Source organism: Turicibacter sp. GALT-G1 (genome assembly GCF_025594995.1).
Classification (GTDB): Bacteria; Bacillota_I; Bacilli_A; order MOL361; family Turicibacteraceae; genus Turicibacter; species Turicibacter bilis.
Genome location: NZ_JAMQUS010000065.1, coordinates 24,520 through 44,656, shown reverse-complemented (window position 1 = coordinate 44,656; position 20,137 = coordinate 24,520). Strand labels below are relative to the sequence as shown.

The following is a 20,137-nucleotide window of genomic DNA, read 5'->3' as shown; positions in this document are numbered from 1 at the left end:
GTATGAATTTAGTAGAAATGAGTGATTTGTTAGGAATTAGATTTATAGGGGAAAACCAAGTTATTTCTAACTTAGCTTACGATTCTCGTGAAATCGAACCTGGGGGCGTCTTTTTTGCGATTAAAGGTCAGGATCAAGATGGACATGAATATATTGAAAAAGCTATTCAAAACGGCGCAATTGCCATTGTTGGAGAAGAAGATTTAACATTTGATATTCCCTACTTTCAAGTGTTCAATACTAAAAAAGCTTTGGCTGTCGTATCAAATGAGTATTATCAAACCCCATCAAAAGATATTAATTTAGTTGGTGTGATTGGAACGAACGGAAAGACGACAATTACCTACCTGATTCAACATGTGTTTGAATGTTTAGGGGTGGATAGTGGTTTAATTGGAACGAATGGTTCTTGGGTTGGACAAAAGAAAAAAGCGACACATACGACACCGATGAGTTTAGATTTGAATGATTTATTAAAAGAAGGGGTGAAACATAATTTACCCTATCTTGTTATGGAAGTTTCATCCCATGGGATTAAAGAAAATAGAGTGGATCAAATTCAATTCGATCGTTTAATTTTCACAAATATCACCCCAGAGCATTTAGATTATCATAAGACATTTGAAGATTATCTTTTTACCAAAATGAGACCATTTATTCAATTGAGTGATTATCAAGAAGATAAAGTAGCCATTATAAACTGTGATGATGAACATGCCGATTATTTTATTGGGGCAACAAATGGACGTATTCTAACCTATGGCTGCAAGCCTCACGCAGATTTGTTTGCCAAAGATATTGTTTATACGTTAGAGCGTACCGAGTTTTCGCTTTATGTGAAAGGGGAATTTGTGAAGCGAATGTCTATTCCTTTATTCGGTAAATATAATGTTTACAATGCTTTATCCGTGCTTGCCTATTTTTATTCTTTAGGATATGATCCATTAAAAATCGTTTCATTTATTGAAAATGTCTCTTCAATAGAAGGACGATTTGAATATTTAAAAACCCAAGATGGCGTGACAGTCGTAATTGATTATGCACATAATCCGGATGCTATTTTCCAAGTTTTGACCTGCTTAAATGTTATTGCGACAGGACAGATTATTACGGTTTTAGGGGCAGGTGGGAATCGTGATAAAGCGAAACGAAAGATTATGGGAAAACATGCAACACGTTTATCTGATCATGTGTTCTTTACGAGTGATAATCCACGAAATGAAGATCCACTGAGTATTATTTATGACTTATTATCTGGAACAAGTAGTGTCAATTATACAGTGATTGTGGATCGAGCAAAGGCTATTGAAGCTGCGATAAAAAAAGCAAAGCCGAATGATTTAGTTGTTGTTTTAGGGAAGGGACATGAAAAAACCCAAAATATTAATGGTAAAATTGTTCCTTTTAATGATAAAATAGTCGTTGAAGAAGTGATTAGAAAAAGGGGTATATAAAAATGTTAAAATCAACTTTATTTGTATTAATTTTCTCATTTTTTATCGCAACGATTATCGGACCATTCTTCATACCTTTTTTACATCGTTTAAAATTTGGTCAAGCGATTCGTGAAGAAGGTCCGCAATCTCATCGAAAAAAATCGGGAACACCAACTATGGGAGGTATTATTTTCATCACCTCGATTGTTGTTATTTTATTAGTAACAGTTTTCTTTACGAAGTATGCGACAATGAGTAATGAGTTAATGATGCTACTTTTAACTCTTGTCGGATTTGGTGCGATTGGTTTTGTTGATGATTTTATTATCGTTGTTCGAAAAAATAACGAAGGACTTAAACCAAAGCAAAAATTATTAGCTCAACTTGTATTAGCAGCAGTCTTTTTCTATCTATTTTTAAAGAGCGGTTATTCAACAGAGTTATCTTTCTTTAATTTATTTAATATTAATTTATATTGGGTTTATGGATTATTCATTTTATTTTGGATGGTTGGATTCTCAAATGCAGTTAATTTAACAGATGGATTAGATGGATTATGTGGTGGAGTGAGTGTCATTACTTTTGGTACATTTGGAATGATTGCCATCGCTCAACAACAAGTTGGAATTGCTTTATTCTGTTTTGCAGTTGTAGGCGCATTATTTGGATTCTTAGTTTTCAACTTAAATCCTGCTAAGGTATTTATGGGTGATACGGGATCACTTGCGTTAGGGGCAGCCATTGCAGCTGTTTCAATTCTCTTAAAACAAGAGTTACTATTAGTCATCGTTGGATTAGTTTACGTGATTGAAACTTTATCTGTCATCATCCAAGTTGCTTATTATAAACGTACACAAAAACGTATTTTTAAAATGGCCCCAATCCATCACCACTTTGAATTATGTGGATGGAGTGAGTGGAAAGTCGTGACCTTCTTATGGGCTATCGCATTAATTTGTGGAGTAATTGGCTTACTCATTGCCATTTAAGAAGATAGAATAAACTTTTATTAAAGGGAAGATTCTTATGAAAAAGACGATTAAATACGAAAATAAAAAAGTATTAGTCATTGGATTGGCTAAGAGTGGAAAAGCAGCTGCGCGACTTTTACGTGAATTAAAAGCGAATGTAGTAATTAATGATCGTAATTCATTAGAAGACAATCCAGATGCGGTTGAAATGATGGCAGAAGGATTCGAAGTCGTGACAGGCGGGCATCCATTAGAACTGTTAGATCAAGGATTTGATTTAATTGTGAAAAATCCAGGAATTCCATATCGTAAAGTTCCGTTATTAATGGAAGCCATCAAGCGTAAGATTCCAATTTTAACTGAAGTGCAGTTGGCTTATGATGTTAGTGAGGCACCATTTATCGGAATTACAGCGACAAATGGGAAGACAACGACAACGACGTTAATTTATGAAATGTTAGAAGAAGATCAATTAAAACCATTAATTGCTGGTAATATCGGAGAAGTAGCGTCTTTAGTTGCACAGCAAGCGTCTAAAGAACAAGTATTAGTAACTGAATTATCATCTTTTCAATTAATGGGGATTGATTCATTTACGCCGCAAATTTCACTGCTATTGAATATTACAGAAGCGCATTTAGATTATCATACAGATATTGATGAGTATCGCCAAGCAAAGTTGAATTTAATTGCAAATCAAACGGCTGATCAGTTTTGTGTTTATAATGCAGAAGATGAGGTTATTGTCAATGGATTATCACGTACAAAAGCCACTTGTGTTCCATTTTCTTTAACAAGTGTGGTCGATGGTGCTTATTTATCTGAAGGAGATGTCTACTTTAAGGATGAAAAGATTATTGATATTGAATCTATTTTGTTAAAAGGTGACCATAATCTTCAAGATGTCTTAGGTGCTGTTGCTGTCAGTAAATTATATGGTTGTGACACAGAAGCCATTAAGCGTGTGTTAAAGCGATTCGTAGGAGTGAAACATCGACTTCAATATGTTGATGAAGTGAATGGTGTTAAATACTATAATAACTCTAAAGCAACCAATGTAATCGCAACTCAAACAGCGTTGAAGGCGTTTGAAGATTCTATCATTCTATTAGCGGGTGGATTAGATCGTCAGCATGACTTAAGTGGATTGCTCCCTTATTTCTCTAAGATCAAAGCTATTGTGACATTTGGAGAGACGAAACATCGATTCAAAGCATTAGCTGATGAGCACCAGATGCCATGTATCGTAGTAGAGACATTAGACGAAGCAGTAAAGGAATCAGCTAAACTTGCCACGGCAGGTGATCATGTTTTACTTTCACCCGCTTGTGCAAGTTGGGATCAATATCCTAATTTTGAAACACGTGGGGATCACTTTATTGAGTTAGTTGAACAATTAAAGAATAAATAAAGTGTCTGGCTAAAAAAGAAGAGCTTAAACTAAGCTCTTCTTTTTTATGATTATGTTTATTAAAATGTATACTAATGAGGATTTAAAATGTTGATTTATATCTATAGCGAAATATCATTTGTAGTTTTTACTCATGCGATCTGTAACAAAAAAATGCGCATAACTTATATCAAAATGGTCTCTATGTTAAAATTCATGTTCAAATTAGGCTAAAATCTTGTCGCCTTATATATAACCCTAGATAAGTTTTTTGATATCCTAAAAACCTGTATTTGGACAATAGGATGTTTTGAATGGTAGAAATATTAACTATTTAGATTGCTAGAGTAAATGTAGAAAATATTTCTGTATATAGGGAGGGATTGGACGTTATTTGATAATAAAATTAAACTCCTATCAATTGGGATTGATAGGAGTTTTTTAGAAAGCTTTTTACTAAGTAAGGACATTTTACAGAGTGTTGAATACACTATTAGTGGCTAGAACTATACGTATTTAAAGGAGTAGAGCCAATGAATTACTTCATGTAGCGACTAATATTCAAGATGATTCCAATTGATAATAAAGTAATTGTTAGAGATGAACCTCCATAACTCATTAGCGGTAACGTGATTCCGGTAACAGGAAGAAGTCCAATGACAACTCCAATATTTATCATGACTTGAATCATTAGCATGGACATAATTCCAACGACGATATATTTTGCAAAAAGGTCATCTGTTTTAAGGATAATATAGGCACATCTTGCAAAAAATAAAATAAATAGAATAAGAATACCAACTGACCCTATAAATCCTAATTCTTCTGAAACAACTGCAAAGATGAAATCGGTTTGTGGTTCAGGTAAAAAGAAGTGTTTTTGAACACTATTTCCAAGTCCTATTCCGAATAGTCCCCCTGGAGCGATAGCATAAAGTGATTGAATAATTTGAAATCCTGATCCTCTTGGATCACTCCATGGATCAAGATAAGCTGTAATTCGTTCAAGACGATAAGGTGCAGAGATAATAAGAGCGACAATTCCAGCAACACCAGTTAAAATAAAATACATGAAGTAACGGATTGGCACACCACAGATAAATAGCATAACAAATCCTGTAGCAACAATGACCATCCCACTTCCAAAATCGGGTTGTAACATAATAATTCCAAACACAAGTAGAATAAAGAAAAGAAGCGGGACAACGCCTTTTTTAAATGTCTTTGCTTCTTCAACATAGTTACTCATATATTTTGCTAAGAAGATAATTAATCCAAGTTTCATGAACTCTGATGGTTGTAAAGAAAAGGCTCCAATTCCAATCCAACTTCGTGCACCTCCACGGACAAGTCCTATTCCTGGAACGAGAACAAGTATTAATAGAACTAAACTAGTAAAGAAAAAGGGTGTGGCATACTTTTTGTAAATTTGATAATCAATTCGTGAAATGGCAATCATACCTACAACTCCAATGGCGGCAAATAATAATTGCCGTTTGAAAAAGTAGAAGGCATCGTCAAATTTATACTCTGCCCAAATATATGAAGAGGAGAGAACAAAAATTAAACCGATGGTACTAATACTTAAAGCGAGTAGTAGGGTTAGTAAATCAATTGAAGGTAATTTATTTTTCATTGGAATTCCCCTTTGGTTTAAAATATATAGTAATGTATATGATAGAAGATGGATTGATTTGAAATAAAATCAAAAAAACATAAAAATAAATGTATCTATTTCCATAAATAACAATATATTGTATAAAAAAATAAGAAAAAAATATAAAATCAGACATTATTTAGATGAATTTTAAATTAAGCTAACGGATTTTGTTTAAAGTGTGTTAAAATATAAAATGATAAAAAAGACGATTCAGTCTAATAAGGAGTGAGAATATGCGCGTCCTTGTCACTGGTGGTGGGACAGGTGGTCATATTTACCCAGCACTTGCAGTCGTTCGAACATTGCAACAAGTAGATGACCAGTTAGAAGTTTTATACATAGGAACTGAAAAAGGATTAGAAAATGAAATTGTAACTCATGAAGGGTTACCATTTAAACATATTGAAATAGCAGGATTTAAACGCTCATTATCATTAGAGAATTTTAAGACGATTATGAAGTTTTTTAAATCAGTTTCGGTTTCAAAAAAATATATTAAAGAGTTTAAACCAGATGTTGTCGTCGGTACCGGTGGCTATGTCTGTGGGCCTGTTGTGTACAGTGCCGCTAAATTAAAAATTCCAACGATTATTCATGAACAAAATAGTTTGCCTGGTGTGACGAATAAATTCTTAGCACGCTATGTTGATAAGGTAGCCATTTGTTTTGAGGAAGCACGTTCGTATTTCCCTCAGAATAAAGTCGTTTTAACAGGAAATCCAAGAGCTACTGAAGTTGTATCGACATTAAAGGTTGGCAAAAGTGCTTTAGGATTAAATCCTCATAAAAAGACAGTCATGATTAGTGGGGGTAGTCGTGGTGCAGAGCCAATTAACGATGCTTTTATTTCAATGATTAAAGAGTATGAAAAAGCAGATTATGAAGTTGTTTTTGTAACGGGGAACAAACATTATGAAGCCATTAAAAATCGTATTGAGAATGTAGAAGAATTACAAAATGTACATATTTTACCATTCATTAATAACATGCCTCAATACTTAGTTAATATGGATTTATTTGTCGGACGTTCAGGTGCAACTTTCTTAGCGGAAGTCACAGCTTTAGGCGTTCCATGTATTTTAATTCCATCTCCATATGTTACTGCGAATCATCAAGAGTATAATGCACGAAGCTTAACAGATCATGGTGGAGGCGTCTTGTTACTTGAGAAAGAGTTAACCGGGGATCGCTTATATAACGAAATAGATAGGATTATGAGAGACGATCAATTACGTCTAAATATGCAAAACACCTCAAAGCAACTTGGAATTCCAGATGCAGCACAACGTCTGATAACATTGATGAATGAAATTATTGAGAAAAAGTAGGTGTTTTTAATGTTTAAAAGTTTTATAGAAGAGTATACAAAAAACAATTTAGGACTTTTATTAGAAAATGAGCCACTTGCAAAGCATACGACGTTTCGTGTGGGAGGGCCTGCTCGTATTTTTGTAACGCCAAATTCAAAAGAATCTCTTGTTCAAACATTAACATTAATTCGTGAACTCGATCTAAAATATAAAGTAATTGGAAGAGGTTCGAATTTACTTCCATCGGATCAGTTATTCGAAGGAATCATTGTGAAGTGTGATAAAGGATTAGATCACATTGAAATCAATGAGAATACAGTGACTGTTGGAGCAGGTGTATCAACCATCTTACTTGCTAATCGTGTAGCAAAAAATAATTTATCAGGATTAGAATTTATTTCAGGTGTTCCGGGTTCAGTGGGTGGCGCTATTTACATGAATGCAGGTGCTTATAATAAAGAGATTAAAGATATTTTAATAAAAGCGCTAGTAATTGATGGAGAAGGACAGTTAATTTGGTTATCTAATGAAGAATTAGAATTTGCTTATCGTACCTCTATTCTCCAAGATAAAAAGAATTGGACAGTTGTTGAGGCTGTGTTAGAACTTGAACCGGGAAATTATGAAGAGATTGCTGAGTTAATGAAAGTTCGAAAAGTTCGTCGTATTGAATCGCAACCTACGAATATGCCTTCAGCTGGTAGTACATTCCGTAATCCGCTACCTCATTATTCATGGAAATTAATTGAAGACTCAGGCTTACGTGGTGTTCGTATTGGGGGGGCTGAAGTTTCAAAGAAGCATTGTAATTTTATTGTTAATGTTGGGGATGCAACAGCACAAGATATTTATGAACTAATTCAACATGTTCAATCGGTTGTTTTAGAAAAGCATGGAATTGAATTACACCCAGAGGTTGAAATGTTTAACTGGTAGGTGAGGGGAGAATGGCAGTAAAAAAAGTTGTTTCAATAGAGCAATATCGTCAAAAATCAAAGAATAAACCTAAAAAAAGACTAAAGAAGAAGGTTAAAAGCTTCTTTTTTAGTCTCTTTATTATACTTATTGTTGGGAGTATCTTTTATTTTACATCATCATTGAGTAAACTATCGGTGATTTACTTTGAAGGATTACACTATGTTTCACGTTCAGAGTTAATTCATCTGACGGGTCTAACGTATCAAGATTATTTTCTTGAGTTAGACACGGAAAAAATTGCGACTGATATTTTAAAACATCCACTGATTACGAATGTAACCGTGAAGAAAACAGGGCTAAATCAGTTGAACATTGAAGTGAAAGAAAAAGATATTATCGGATGTGTTGAGCTTGATGGTGGTTTTCGCTATGTTTTAAGTGATGGAAGGTTAATTGCTAATGATCAAGCGATAAATGTAACTTGTCAAGGTACAGTTATTTACGGTTTGACTAAAGAAACGTTGAAGGAGTCAATTTTAAGTTTATTTATTCAATCAATGACAAAACTTGATCCTATTCTAATTAATTTAATTAAGGAAATTCACTATGAACCAATGTATGGAGATATTAATCGTTTTTCTCTCTTTCTAAAGGATGGGAATACCATTAATGTAAATAGTTATAGTATGGTCAATAAGCTTAAGTATTATCAGACAATGGTCGACAAAGTCTCAAGTTTGTATGAAGGCGTAAAAGGAACCTATCACTTAGATGTAGGAGACTATTTTGAGCCGTATTCAAGCTCTGGAAAGGTTCTATTAAGGGATGAAAATAATGGCTTATTAACTGAAGAGTAGACTGTGGATAAATAATGTGTATAATGTGTGATTATCCCGATGATATTTTGTAAATAGTCTTTTCTTTGTTATAAAAATATAGTAAAATAAATTATGATATTGTGGTAATAGACCCATATGTTAGTGGAGTGGTTTGAGGTGAAAAATAATATTTATGCTTGCTTAGAAATAGGTTGTGCAGAAGCTAGAATGATGGTGTGTAATATTAGGCAAGAGCGCCTCTATGTATTATCGCAGCAATCCGTTGTAGCAACTGGAATTGAAAATGGAAATGTCGTCAATGTGAATCAAATCGTTGAAAAATTAAAGCTATTAAAAGCTAATGTTGAAGCAGATTTAAAGCAAGACATTCAAAATGTTTTATTAGCTGTTCCTAGCGTAGAATGTCGCATTGATAATGTGGCTAATTCGTTGGAGCTTGACCCTAATCAACCAATTAGTCATGCTAATATCAAACAGTTGTTCCGTGATATTATTAATCAGCCAACATATCATGATCAAGTAGCCATTAATATTGTGCCGCGAGCTTTTGTTGTAGATGATAAAAATGCGATTCAAAACCCTCTTGGTATTATTGGAAAACAATTGATCTTACATGCACAAAAAGTCACTGCCTCTGCCTCGTTAGTTTACAACTTAATTAACATCGCTGAATTAGCAGGATTTAGAATTGCAGATATTGTTTTGGGAAGTGTTGCAGAAACGATGTACGCTCTTACGTCAGAACAGTTGAAAAAAGGAGCTTGCCATGTCAATATCGGGAAGGATATGACAACAATTACAGTGGTTCACTCAGGTAAAGTTGTCTCTTCTGTCTCTTTATCAACGGGTGGAAAAGATGTGACACAACACATAAGTGATGCATTTAAAGTAGATGAACAGACAGCAGAAATGTTAAAGTTAAACTTTGGTCGAATTTATCATGAATCAACTGCTCCCGAGATTATTTATGCTGATGATTTAGATGGTCAGTTTGTCTGTGTTACACGTCAGATGTTAACAGATATTATTACATCTCGTTATGAAGCAATTTTGAAGGTAGTTAAACAATATTTAATTGAAAATTGTTATAAACATGACCAGATGCAATATATATTTACAGGTGGTGCAAGTGAGATTGAAGGGTTTAATTTGTTAGCAAAAGCAATCTTTGCTCAAGAGGTAACTGTCTTTACTCCTTCAATGCTTGGAGCTAGAAGTGCTAAATATGTAAAATTAATTGGGATGGCAACATTTATTCATGAAATGTCGTTGTTGACTGGACAAAAAAGTAATATAATTGACTTTGACCAATATGCGAATGTCATACCAGATTCACCTTTGAGTATGGTTGAATCTATATCAACAGAGGTGACACCTAAAACAAAAGGGCATGACAGAACATTTATGGATCATAAGTTAGAAAACAGTGGTGTATTAGTCCGTATTTTCGATATGATATTTGATGAAAAAGTAGAATAGAAGTAAAAGTAAGAGGAGGTTTCAGGGATGGAAGGTTTCGGATTTGGAAATGAGTTTACGTATGCCCCAAGAATTATTGTAATTGGTGTTGGTGGTGGAGGTAGTAATGCTGTCAACCGAATGATTGAAAATGATGTACAAGGTGTAGAATTTGTGGTTGTTAATACAGATGCACAGGCATTAAATCTTGCTATTGCTGATCGCAAATTCCAAATTGGACGTGATTTAACTCGTGGTTTAGGTGCAGGTGGAAATCCTGAAGTAGGTCAACATGCTGCCGAAGAAAATTTAAGCGAGCTTAAAGAATTAGTAAAAGGAGCTGACATGGTCTTCATCACTTGTGGTATGGGTGGTGGAACTGGTACAGGTGCTGCCCCTGTTATTGCTAAAGCTGCAAAAGAAAGTGGAGCGTTAACGGTTGGGATTATCACGCGTCCATTCACATTTGAAGGAAAACGTCGTACTGATTTCGCATTACGTGGAATCGCGGAACTAAAGGCTAATGTTGATACATTAATTTCAGTTCCTAATGATCGATTATTACAAATCGTTGATCGTACAACACCAATGTTAGAAGCATTCCGTGAAGCGGATAACGTATTGCGTCAAGGGGTTCAAGGAATTTCAGAAATTATCGCAGTACCAGGTTTAATCAATCTTGACTTTGCTGACGTTAAAACGGTTATGCATAACAAAGGTTCAGCAATCATGGGAATTGGTCTTGGAACGGGAGAAAACCGTGCAACTGAAGCTGCTAAAAAAGCTATTGCAAGTCCATTACTTGAAAATGATATTGATGGAGCAACGGATGCAATTATCAATATTTCTGGTGGGATGGATATTGCCCTATTTGAAGTTGATGAAGCGTTACGTACAATTCGTGATGCATCAACAACTGAGATTAATATTATTTATGGGGCAACAATTAACCCTGATTTAGGTGAAGATTTAATCGTTACAGTCATCGCAACTGGATTTGACGAAACAAATGCAACAGCAAAGCCAGTTGAAATGTTAATTGGTGATAATCGTAACAAGAAAACATCAACACCTCAATCAGAGCAGGAAACACAACCATCGGCTGAACAACCAAAACCATCTCAACCAAAACGTCAACCATTTGGTGGAGATAGTGTAGAAATGATTCCGAACTGGTTAATGAACCGTTATAAATAAGAGAGAGCTTAGCTCTCTTTTTTTATTTGTTAATAAAGATGAGTTAATTGTAATAAGAGAAAGTGTGGCTCAGTAAGTGGAATAGTTTACTCAAGGCGAGATTAAAAGATATCAATATATATGTATTTTATATATTAGATATACTTTTTATACCTTGAACAATAAAAGTTTTTACGAAAAAAGATAATATCCGTCTTAAATAAAATGAATAAGCAACAAAGAATTGACAGATTTTACACTCTCAGTCGGATAAAATGTAGAGGTAATCATCGTTAGAAGAAGGAGGGGGTTTATGTACATCGATTTATTCATCATTCAAAATTTGATATATGATTACCTTATTTTAAATGGTGTTGCTATCCTAACTGATGAAAAAATGAGACTCTCTCGCTTAAGCTTAGGATTAATCAGTAGTCTAGTTCTCAGTACATTGTTATTTATGATGGATTTTACGACTTTAGTAGGGTTAGTTCCATTTGTGATGCTAGCCATTGTATTTTCAAAACAAAACATCAAGTGTTTTATGACCAAAGTATTGTATTTCTATTGTTTAAGTCTTATTTTAAGTGGAGCGATTTATACTATTAGTCATTTCATTAAATTTGATTTAACAATCATTCCATACATTTTAATTTTACTTGTTCTAGCATTTATCGTTACTTTAATCTATGTATTAAAGGTTCGCTGGTTGAACGATCAACAATTAATCAATCAATTTATTTATGATGTGCGTATTTTTTGCGGACCGATTGAAATTAAGGGGAGTGGTTTTGTGGATACTGGAAATCACCTAATAGATGAAAAAACAGCGCTGCCTATCATGATGGTTCCAAAAGAAATGTTTTGTAAAGAATCGATGGAAGATTTTTTAATGAAGCATCGTATATCATCTTGGTCTACCAGTTATTCTGTGATTAATGATGACCAACAACACTTACTAGTTTTTAAACCAACATTATTATTAATTAATGACCAAGTTGTTCGAAACGTGCTGATAGGGGTAGTAGAAAATCAGTTTTATGAGTATGATTTTTTATTACAGCCAAGTATGGTTAGAAGTATATAAAAGGATAGGGAGTTAAGGGGGAAGTGGAATGCAGTCTTTAATGATGTTTTTTATCAATTGGTTTGAAAGGGTTTTTAAACGTAAGAAGAAATATGTTAATTATATTCGTGGAAATGAAACGTTACCAGAACCATTATCAAAAGATGAGGAATTCAGAATTTTAACAAATTTTCAGGCTGGAGATGAACGAGCAAGACAAACACTCATTGAGCACAACTTAAGGTTAGTGGTTTATATTGCAAAGAAATTTGAAAGTTCTGGTGTTAATTTGGAAGATTTAATTAGTATTGGAACGCTTGGACTCATTAAAGGTGTGCAAACGTTTAAGATGGATAAAAATATTAAATTAGCCACGTATGCTTCACGATGTATCGAAAATGAAATTTTAATGCACCTTAGAAAGACTAACAGAATTCGACACGAAGTTTCATTAGATGAACCATTAAATGTAGACTGGGATGGAAATGAATTATTACTTTCAGATATCTTAGGAACAGAGGAGAATGAGGTTTATAAAGATATTGAAGAGGATGTTGAACGACAACTTGTGTTTGATGCGATTAACCGTTTGAAACGTCGTGAGCGAGAGATTATGTATATGCGTTTTGGACTTTGTGGTGAGGATCCGTTAACGCAGAAAGAGGTTGCACAAAAACTTGATATTTCCCAATCGTATATTTCACGACTAGAGAAAAAAATCATCGATAAAATTCGTAAAGAAGTTCTAAAAACAAAGTAAAATGTCGAAAAAAAGATAATAATAAACTGGTAAATCATGAATGATATGACATGATGTTGCTCATACTTCTTTGTAGAAACAATGTAATGCAACAGGAGGGGCCATCATGTCTAAACATAAAGTTGATATTGTCGGTGTAGACACGTCAAAATTAGAAGTATTAACAAATATAGAAATGGTTGAATTATTCAAAAAATTTCAAAGTGGTGATATGAGTGCCCGAGAGACATTAATTAAAGGTAATTTAAGATTAGTTCTAAGTATAATAAAAAAATTTAATCACCGAGGAGAAAATCTAGATGATCTTTTCCAAGTTGGGTGTTTAGGTTTAATGAAAGCTATTGATCATTTTGATTTATCACATGAGGTGAAGTTTTCGACGTATGCTGTTCCGATGATCATTGGTGAAATTCGACGCTACTTACGAGATAATAACTCATTACGTGTTTCTCGCTCCTTAAGAGACACCGCTTATAAAGTGCTTCAGATGAAGGACCAGCTATCCATTGAATTACAGCGTGATCCGACCAATGAAGAGATTGCTGCGGCAATAGGTGTTGAGCCGATAGATGTTGTCTTATCTGTTGAGGCCATTTCTGATCCTGTTTCAATTTTCTCTCCTATTTACAATGATGGTGGAGATACTATTCATTTGATTGATCAAATCAGAGACGACAGTATTACGGATGAAAAATGGAGTGTCAAATTGATGCTTGAAGAAGGGTTTAAACGTCTTGGTAAACGTGAAAAACGTATTATCCATGATCGCTATTTCATGGGAAAAACGCAGGTGGAGATTGCAGCTGAAATTGGAATCTCGCAAGCGCAAGTGTCACGTTTAGAAAAGAATGCTCTACAAATTATGGAAGAAATGATGAAAAGTTAATTATGAAAGAATCAGCGTTTGTTGGCGCTGATTCTTTTTCTATAAAAATTGAATGTAAATTTGAATATTACATATTTATTGAGAGAAGTACATAAAATAAATTACAAAGATAAGAAGGCGGGGGAGAAGATGAAAGATTCAATTATGACATTGAGTGATATTGAAGAAAAAGATGTAATTAATGTGGTGACTGGTGAGCGTATTGGATTTGTTTCTAGTTTAAAAATTGATACAAACTCAGGACAAATTATTGCAATTACAGTACAACCTTCTATGAGATTTGTTAGTTTTTTTTCGAAAGATGAATCAGCGGTTGTCGTCCCATGGAATCAAATTTTGAAAATTGGGGAAGATGTAATTATTGTGAATGTGGCTCAGCGATTAAATGAATATTAAGCTGTCATATTTACGAGATACATCGTAAAAAAATTTTCCATTCAATATGAAATATGGTATAATTTATAGTATCATGCAGTAATATTATTAGTTGATAGGTGTGTAATATGAATATTCAAAAAAACGTCGATGCAGTTCGACAAAATATCCAATCATTTACTACTGATCCACAAGCTGTAAACATTGTTGCTGCAACAAAATATGCTGATCCAGAGCAAATGATTGCACTTTTTGAAAGTGGAATTACGATGATGGGTGAGAATCGTGTGGATTCTTTGTTAGAGAAGAAATGCCAATTATCTTTACCTATTGAGTGGCACTTTATAGGGACCTTACAGTCACGTAAAGTGAAGGACGTGATTAATGAGATTGCTTGCCTTCATTCACTCGATCGTTTATCACTTGCAAAAGAAATACAGAAATACCGACAACAGCCATTACCTTGCTTTATTCAAGTTAATGTAAGTGGAGAAAAGAGCAAACATGGTCTTCGTTCTGAGGAAGTGATTCCGTTCTTACAAGCTTTAAAAGAGTATCCAATCATTAAAGTGATTGGGCTTATGACAATGGCTCCAAATACGGAAGATGAGACCATCGTTCGCGACTGCTTCAAATCGCTAAAGCAATTACAGGTCAGTATTTCACAGTTAAATCTAGAAGGAGTAGAGTGTTCAAATTTATCAATGGGAATGAGTAATGACTATACGATTGCCATTGAAGAGGGAGCAACCCATATACGATTAGGGTCCATTCTATTTCAAGACTAGTATATCCAGCACATAAAGAGAATTAGTTATAGGAGGAGAAGAAGATGAGTTTTAAAGATAAGCTTAAAACAATGATGGGAATAGATGAAGAGGAATATGAGATGGATGACTTCGAAGAAGAGTTCGAAGAGCCTGAAGTGGTAAAACCAACGCCAGCCCCTAAACCAGATTTAACAGTTGTATCAAATCCAGCAAATCAAACGATAAATAAAGGAAAGAGTACTGTGATGCCAATGAATACAGAAACAAATAAACTAAAATTTGATAGCAATTTAAATAAAGTTATTATTCGTGAACCAAATGAATACTCAGATGCACAAGATATTGCAGATTGTTTAAAAGAAAACTATCCGGTTTTCATTAATTTACAACGCTTAGAAAAATCACAAGCGAAACGCGTGGTCGACTTCTTAAGTGGAACAATCTATGCTATTGATGGAGATATTAAACGCGTTGGAACAAACTTATTCTTATGTACACCAAAAAATGTTGAAACAGAAGGACAAGTGACAATGAACGAAACACAACCAGAAATAGAGGAGTAATACATATGGCACAAATCATATTATTATTTACAGCTATTTTGAGAATTTATGAATTCTTAATGATTATTTACATTTTAATGAGCTGGATTCCAGAAAGTCGTTCTACACAATTAGGGCGTGTCATTGGTGGATTTGTTGAGCCGTACTTGTCAATTTTCAGAAAAATTATTCCTCCACTTGGAATGATTGACTTTTCACCAATTATCGCATTTATCGTGTTAGATCTTGCTATGCAAGGATTAATTAATATCTTATTATGAGACTCGAGCATTTTAATAAACACGAATATGAATTTGTCACGAAGGTTAATGACTGGATTCATCAAGTTTATTATAGTCATAAGATAAAAAAGACAAAATTTTTAACACCACGTGAACAACAAGTTGTTCAAGTATTGGTGAATGAGTTTGAGGATGTAGTGGTTCGATTTGAGGGAGGCTTTAAAAATGCTGAACGAAAACGAGCCATTATTATCCCAGCTTATTTATCAGGTGAGTTGTTTGATCAGACAGTGGTTGGTTATGAGGTGCAGTATCATCATCGTCTAGTGACAATTGAACATCGACAAGTTCTTGGCTCGCTAACGGCACTTAATATTGACCGAGCGTTGGTCGGTGATATTTTAGTGTTAGAGACAGGGAAGATTTATGTTGCTTTTTGTGAAGAGTTTGCATCGTTTATTATGCAGTATTTCACTAAGGTGGGACGACATCCTATCTCACTCCTGAAGGTCGATATCAAAGGGTTAGAAAAGCTAGAACAATATGAAGAAAATGAATATATTATCAGTTCGATGAGACTTGATGTTGTGGTGGCTAGCTTGATGAAGGCTTCACGTTCCGAAGTGTTTGAATACATGAAGCAAGGAAATATCCAACTTAATTTTAAATTAGAACAAAATCACTCGTATCAGTGTAAAATTGGTGATGTTATCTCGATTAAACGATATGGACGATATAAACTATTGGCACAAAAATCAATCACTAAGAGTGGAAGAATTGTAGTTATTATTGGGAAAACAGTGTAGTTAGGGGGGAAGACATGACGCCAGCAGAGATATTAAAGACTCAGATGAAAAAATCGTGGGGAAAGTTTTCAGATGATGAACTTTATCGTGTCTTTTGTTTATTGATTGAACAAATAGAAGCATTAGAAAAGCAAAATAAATCATTAAAAAAAGAAGTGCAAACTATGCAAGAAAACTCTGAATCCCATTTGAAATCCGAACTGGAACAGATTGAATTATTGAAATCACATGCCAAACGCGATGCGATTAAAATCATTCAAGAAACAGAAAAAATTTCTAAGGTCATGATTGAGCAAGCCATTTGTGATGTAGAGAAGATCATGGAGGAAACAGCACTGTTTGAGCAACAACAACTACAAATTAAAGATGAATTAATCGATTTCCTAAATACAAAAGTTGATGATATTCGAAATTGTTTTGGAAAAAGTTAAAAAATCTATTGATTTTTTTAACTGAATTCTTTAAAATGATAAACAAATATAGTAAATATTAGCGAAGAGTGGACCATGCTATATTATCAACTTTTTTCTAGCGAGTCGGTGACGGTGAAAGGCCGATAAAAAGAGTAGTATAGAATCAACCAGGAGCTTTCATGTGATAAAAAGCATGACGTATACTATGCGATAAATAGTTTGAGGCAGTAGCTTTTTGATTTCTACTGCGAATTAAGGTGGTACCACGGAACTTTTCGTCCTTATGTGATGAAAAGTTCTTTTTTATTTTCGCAAACTATATGAGGAATATAAAAAAGGAGCGATCGTACGATGGAATTAAAAGAAACCTTATTAATGCCTAAAACAGATTTCCCAATGCGTGGAAACCTTCCAAATCGTGAACCACAAATTGAGCAAAAGTGGTATGACGAAAATGTCTATCAACGAGTATTAGATAAAAATAAAGATAAAACGCCTTTCGTTTTACATGATGGACCTCCATATGCTAATGGAAATATTCATATGGGACATGCATTAAACAAAATTTTAAAAGACTTTGTTGTTCGTTATAAAAATATGAATGGATTCTATTCTCCATATATTCCAGGTTGGGATACACACGGACTTCCAATCGAGCAAGCTTTAACAAATAATAAAAAAGTTAATCGTAAAGAAAAAACAATTGCTGAATTCCGTGAATTATGTAAGCAATATGCTTTAGAACAAGTTGAAGGACAAAAAGCGCAATTCAAACGTTTAGGGGTATTAGGTGATTGGGAAAATCCATATATCACATTACAAAAAGAATTTGAAGCTGAGCAAATCAAAGTCTTCGGTAAAATGGTTAAAGACGGTTTAATCTACAAAGGGTTAAAACCAATCTATTGGTCACCATCTTCTGAAACAGCATTAGCTGAAGCAGAAATCGAATATCATGATAAAAAATCTCCATCAATTTATGTGGCATTTAAAGTACAAGATGGAAAAGGTATTTTATCAGGAGATGAAGAGTTCGTTATCTGGACAACGACACCTTGGACAATTCCAGGAAACTTAGGAATCTGTGTGAACGCAGATTTAGAGTATGCGACAGTTGCTGTTAACGATCGTAAATTCATTGTTGCTAAAGAGTTAGTGAAACAATTAGCGGAAGAGTTCGGATGGGAAAACTATGAAGTGGTTGCAACTCATAAAGGTTCTGATTTTGAATATATGACAGCTAAACACCCTATCTTTGACCGTGAATCATTATTAATTTTAGGAGATCACGTCACACTTGAAGCTGGAACAGGTTTAGTTCATACAGCCCCAGGACACGGGGAAGACGACTTCAATGTTGGACGTAAATATAACTTAGAAGTCTTATGCCCAGTTGATCATCGTGGATATATGACAAAAGAAGCGTTAGAGTTCGAAGGATTATACTACGAAGATGCTAACAAAGCTGTTGGTCAAAAATTAGAAGAGAATGGTGCATTACTTGGATTAAAATTCATCACTCACTCATATCCACATGACTGGCGTACGAAAAAACCAATCATCTTCCGTGCGACTGAGCAATGGTTTGCTTCAATTGAAGCATTAAAAGATCAAATGATGGAACAAATCAAAGAAGTGAACTGGCTACCAGCTTGGGGAGAAGTTCGTTTAGGAAACATGATTAAAGATCGTGCGGACTGGTGTATTTCTCGTCAACGTGTTTGGGGAGTTCCAATTCCAGTCTTCTATGCTGAAGATGGAGAAGCTATCTTAGATGAAGCAGTAATCAATCATGTGGCTGACTTATTCCGTGAAAAAGGATCAAATATTTGGTTTGAATTAGAAGCTGAAGAATTATTACCAGCGGGATTCACTCACCCAGGTAGTCCAAATGGTAAATTCCGTAAGGAAATGGATATCATGGATGTATGGTTCGATTCAGGGTCATCTCACCACGGAGTATTAGTTGAACGTGGATTACCATACCCAGCAGATTTATACTTAGAAGGATCTGATCAATATCGTGGATGGTTCAACTCTTCATTATCAACAGGAGTTGCGATGACAGGGCGTGCACCATATAAAACAGTCGTAAGTCACGGATTCGTTTTAGATGGACAAGGACGTAAAATGTCTAAATCAATCGGGAATGTTATCGATCCATTAAAATTAATCAACATTTACGGAGCAGATATCGTTCGTTTATGGGTGGCTTCAGTTGATTACCAAGCAGACGTTCGTATTTCAGAAGACTTAATTAAACAAGTATCTGAAAGCTACCGTAAAATGCGTAATACATTCCGTTTCTTATTAGGAAACTTACATGGATTTAATCCAGAAACAGATTTAATGGCTTATGAAGACTTAAATGAAGTTGATCAATTCATGATGGTTCGTTTAAATGAATTAACAGCAGAATTAAAAGCTGCCTATGAAGAATACCGTTTCGATGATGTCTTCAAAACAGTGAATAACTATATCTCAAATGATTTAAGTTCATTCTACTTAGATTTCACGAAAGATATTTTATATATCGATGCAGAAGATAGTAAAGCTCGCCGTTCTATTCAAACAGTATTATATCACCATGTATCAGATATGGTTCGCTTATTAGCACCAGTTATTCCTCATACAGCGGATGAAGTTTATTCATATATCCCAGGAAGCACAGAAGTGTCAGCTTACTTAACTGATATGCCGACTGTAAAAGAGTATGCAAATGCGGCTGAAGTGACTGTAAAATGGAATCAATTATTATCACTTCGTCATGACGTATTAAAAGCATTAGAAGAGGCTCGTAATGAGAAAGTTATCGGTAAATCATTAACTGCTTCATTACACTTATATCCAGATGCGCAAACGAAAGAATTACTTGAGTCGTTACAAGCTGACTTAAAACAAATCTTCATCGTTTCTGAGTTAGTGATTGAAGAAGGAGCAGCTCCTGAAAATGCCTTAAAATTCGATGGATTAGCTGTTGTCGTTAAAGCAGCCGAAGGACACACATGTGACCGTTGCTGGTTAGTTGTAACTGATGTGAACGAACAAGGAATTTGTCCTCGTTGTTCAGAAGTTGTGAATGGATAGTAATTTTTAGACAATAACCTTTAGGTTATTGT

Annotated in this window: 19 protein-coding genes; 18 read left to right on the top strand and 1 reads right to left on the bottom strand. The window is 34.4% G+C overall.

Going from position 1 to position 20,137, the window contains the following annotated elements; genetic code table 11:
• Positions 1 to 2: 2 nt before the first annotated feature.
• The 3 genes from NEH74_RS11290 to murD are packed head-to-tail and all read left to right on the top strand — an operon-like array spanning position 3 to position 3,818.
• Entirely contained in the window at positions 3 to 1,454 is a 1,452-nt protein-coding gene (locus tag NEH74_RS11290; protein WP_055243192.1) for a UDP-N-acetylmuramoyl-L-alanyl-D-glutamate--2,6-diaminopimelate ligase, read from the top strand.
• Positions 1,455 to 1,456: 2 nt separating this feature from the next.
• A complete protein-coding gene (gene mraY / locus NEH74_RS11285; RefSeq protein WP_055243191.1) occupies positions 1,457 to 2,425 on the top strand; it encodes a phospho-N-acetylmuramoyl-pentapeptide-transferase in 969 nt (322 codons plus the stop codon).
• Positions 2,426 to 2,462: 37 nt separating this feature from the next.
• Positions 2,463 to 3,818 (top strand): UDP-N-acetylmuramoyl-L-alanine--D-glutamate ligase, encoded by a 1,356-nt coding sequence (murD, locus tag NEH74_RS11280; protein ID WP_055243190.1) that lies wholly within the window; start codon positions 2,463 to 2,465, stop codon positions 3,816 to 3,818.
• A gap of 517 nt (positions 3,819 to 4,335) precedes the next feature.
• Here the strand turns inward: murD and spoVE are convergent.
• Positions 4,336 to 5,433 carry a stage V sporulation protein E gene (gene spoVE / locus NEH74_RS11275; protein ID WP_055243189.1) on the bottom strand — a complete coding sequence of 366 codons (1,098 nt, stop codon included), beginning with the start codon at positions 5,431 to 5,433 and terminating at the stop codon, positions 4,336 to 4,338.
• A 257-nt stretch (positions 5,434 to 5,690) separates the two neighbouring features.
• Between spoVE and murG the strand changes: the two genes are divergently transcribed.
• The 15 genes from murG (at position 5,691) to ileS (ending at position 20,105) form a co-directional block, all read left to right on the top strand.
• On the top strand, positions 5,691 to 6,785 hold the full coding sequence (gene murG / locus NEH74_RS11270; RefSeq protein ID WP_055243188.1) for an undecaprenyldiphospho-muramoylpentapeptide beta-N-acetylglucosaminyltransferase: 1,095 nt from the start codon (positions 5,691 to 5,693) through the stop codon (positions 6,783 to 6,785).
• 9 nt (positions 6,786 to 6,794) lie between these two features.
• Entirely contained in the window at positions 6,795 to 7,703 is a 909-nt protein-coding gene (murB, locus tag NEH74_RS11265) for a UDP-N-acetylmuramate dehydrogenase (RefSeq protein WP_055243187.1), read from the top strand.
• An 11-nt stretch (positions 7,704 to 7,714) separates the two neighbouring features.
• A complete protein-coding gene (locus NEH74_RS11260; RefSeq protein WP_055304647.1) occupies positions 7,715 to 8,542 on the top strand; it encodes a cell division protein FtsQ/DivIB in 828 nt (275 codons plus the stop codon).
• 138 nt (positions 8,543 to 8,680) lie between these two features.
• The gene (locus NEH74_RS11255; protein WP_238581157.1) at positions 8,681 to 10,003 is read left to right on the top strand and encodes a cell division protein FtsA; all 1,323 of its coding nucleotides are present in this window, start codon (positions 8,681 to 8,683) and stop codon (positions 10,001 to 10,003) included.
• Positions 10,004 to 10,030: 27 nt separating this feature from the next.
• A complete protein-coding gene (gene ftsZ / locus NEH74_RS11250; RefSeq protein ID WP_055275014.1) occupies positions 10,031 to 11,179 on the top strand; it encodes a cell division protein FtsZ in 1,149 nt (382 codons plus the stop codon).
• Between the two features lie 292 nt (positions 11,180 to 11,471).
• Positions 11,472 to 12,245: a sigma-E processing peptidase SpoIIGA gene (locus tag NEH74_RS11245; protein WP_055275015.1), complete on the top strand. Its 774-nt coding sequence runs from the start codon at positions 11,472 to 11,474 to the stop codon at positions 12,243 to 12,245.
• A 28-nt stretch (positions 12,246 to 12,273) separates the two neighbouring features.
• Positions 12,274 to 12,984 carry an RNA polymerase sporulation sigma factor SigE gene (gene sigE, locus NEH74_RS11240; protein WP_055243182.1) on the top strand — a complete coding sequence of 237 codons (711 nt, stop codon included), beginning with the start codon at positions 12,274 to 12,276 and terminating at the stop codon, positions 12,982 to 12,984.
• Positions 12,985 to 13,090: 106 nt separating this feature from the next.
• A complete protein-coding gene (gene sigG, locus NEH74_RS11235; RefSeq protein ID WP_055304650.1) occupies positions 13,091 to 13,870 on the top strand; it encodes an RNA polymerase sporulation sigma factor SigG in 780 nt (259 codons plus the stop codon).
• Positions 13,871 to 13,999: 129 nt separating this feature from the next.
• Positions 14,000 to 14,266 carry a YlmC/YmxH family sporulation protein gene (locus NEH74_RS11230; RefSeq protein WP_055304652.1) on the top strand — a complete coding sequence of 89 codons (267 nt, stop codon included), beginning with the start codon at positions 14,000 to 14,002 and terminating at the stop codon, positions 14,264 to 14,266.
• 107 nt (positions 14,267 to 14,373) lie between these two features.
• The gene (locus NEH74_RS11225; protein WP_055243179.1) at positions 14,374 to 15,033 is read left to right on the top strand and encodes a YggS family pyridoxal phosphate-dependent enzyme; all 660 of its coding nucleotides are present in this window, start codon (positions 14,374 to 14,376) and stop codon (positions 15,031 to 15,033) included.
• A gap of 44 nt (positions 15,034 to 15,077) precedes the next feature.
• Entirely contained in the window at positions 15,078 to 15,578 is a 501-nt protein-coding gene (locus NEH74_RS11220) for a cell division protein SepF (RefSeq protein WP_055243178.1), read from the top strand.
• Between the two features lie 5 nt (positions 15,579 to 15,583).
• Positions 15,584 to 15,838 carry a YggT family protein gene (locus NEH74_RS11215; protein WP_055243177.1) on the top strand — a complete coding sequence of 85 codons (255 nt, stop codon included), beginning with the start codon at positions 15,584 to 15,586 and terminating at the stop codon, positions 15,836 to 15,838.
• Positions 15,835 to 16,605 carry an RNA-binding protein gene (locus NEH74_RS11210; RefSeq protein ID WP_055304654.1) on the top strand — a complete coding sequence of 257 codons (771 nt, stop codon included), beginning with the start codon at positions 15,835 to 15,837 and terminating at the stop codon, positions 16,603 to 16,605. Before NEH74_RS11215 ends, NEH74_RS11210 begins: the two co-directional genes overlap by 4 nt.
• Before the next feature lie 14 nt (positions 16,606 to 16,619).
• The gene (locus tag NEH74_RS11205; protein ID WP_055243175.1) at positions 16,620 to 17,036 is read left to right on the top strand and encodes a DivIVA domain-containing protein; all 417 of its coding nucleotides are present in this window, start codon (positions 16,620 to 16,622) and stop codon (positions 17,034 to 17,036) included.
• A 333-nt stretch (positions 17,037 to 17,369) separates the two neighbouring features.
• On the top strand, positions 17,370 to 20,105 hold the full coding sequence (gene ileS / locus NEH74_RS11200; RefSeq protein ID WP_055243174.1) for an isoleucine--tRNA ligase: 2,736 nt from the start codon (positions 17,370 to 17,372) through the stop codon (positions 20,103 to 20,105).
• Positions 20,106 to 20,137: the final 32 nt, after the last annotated feature.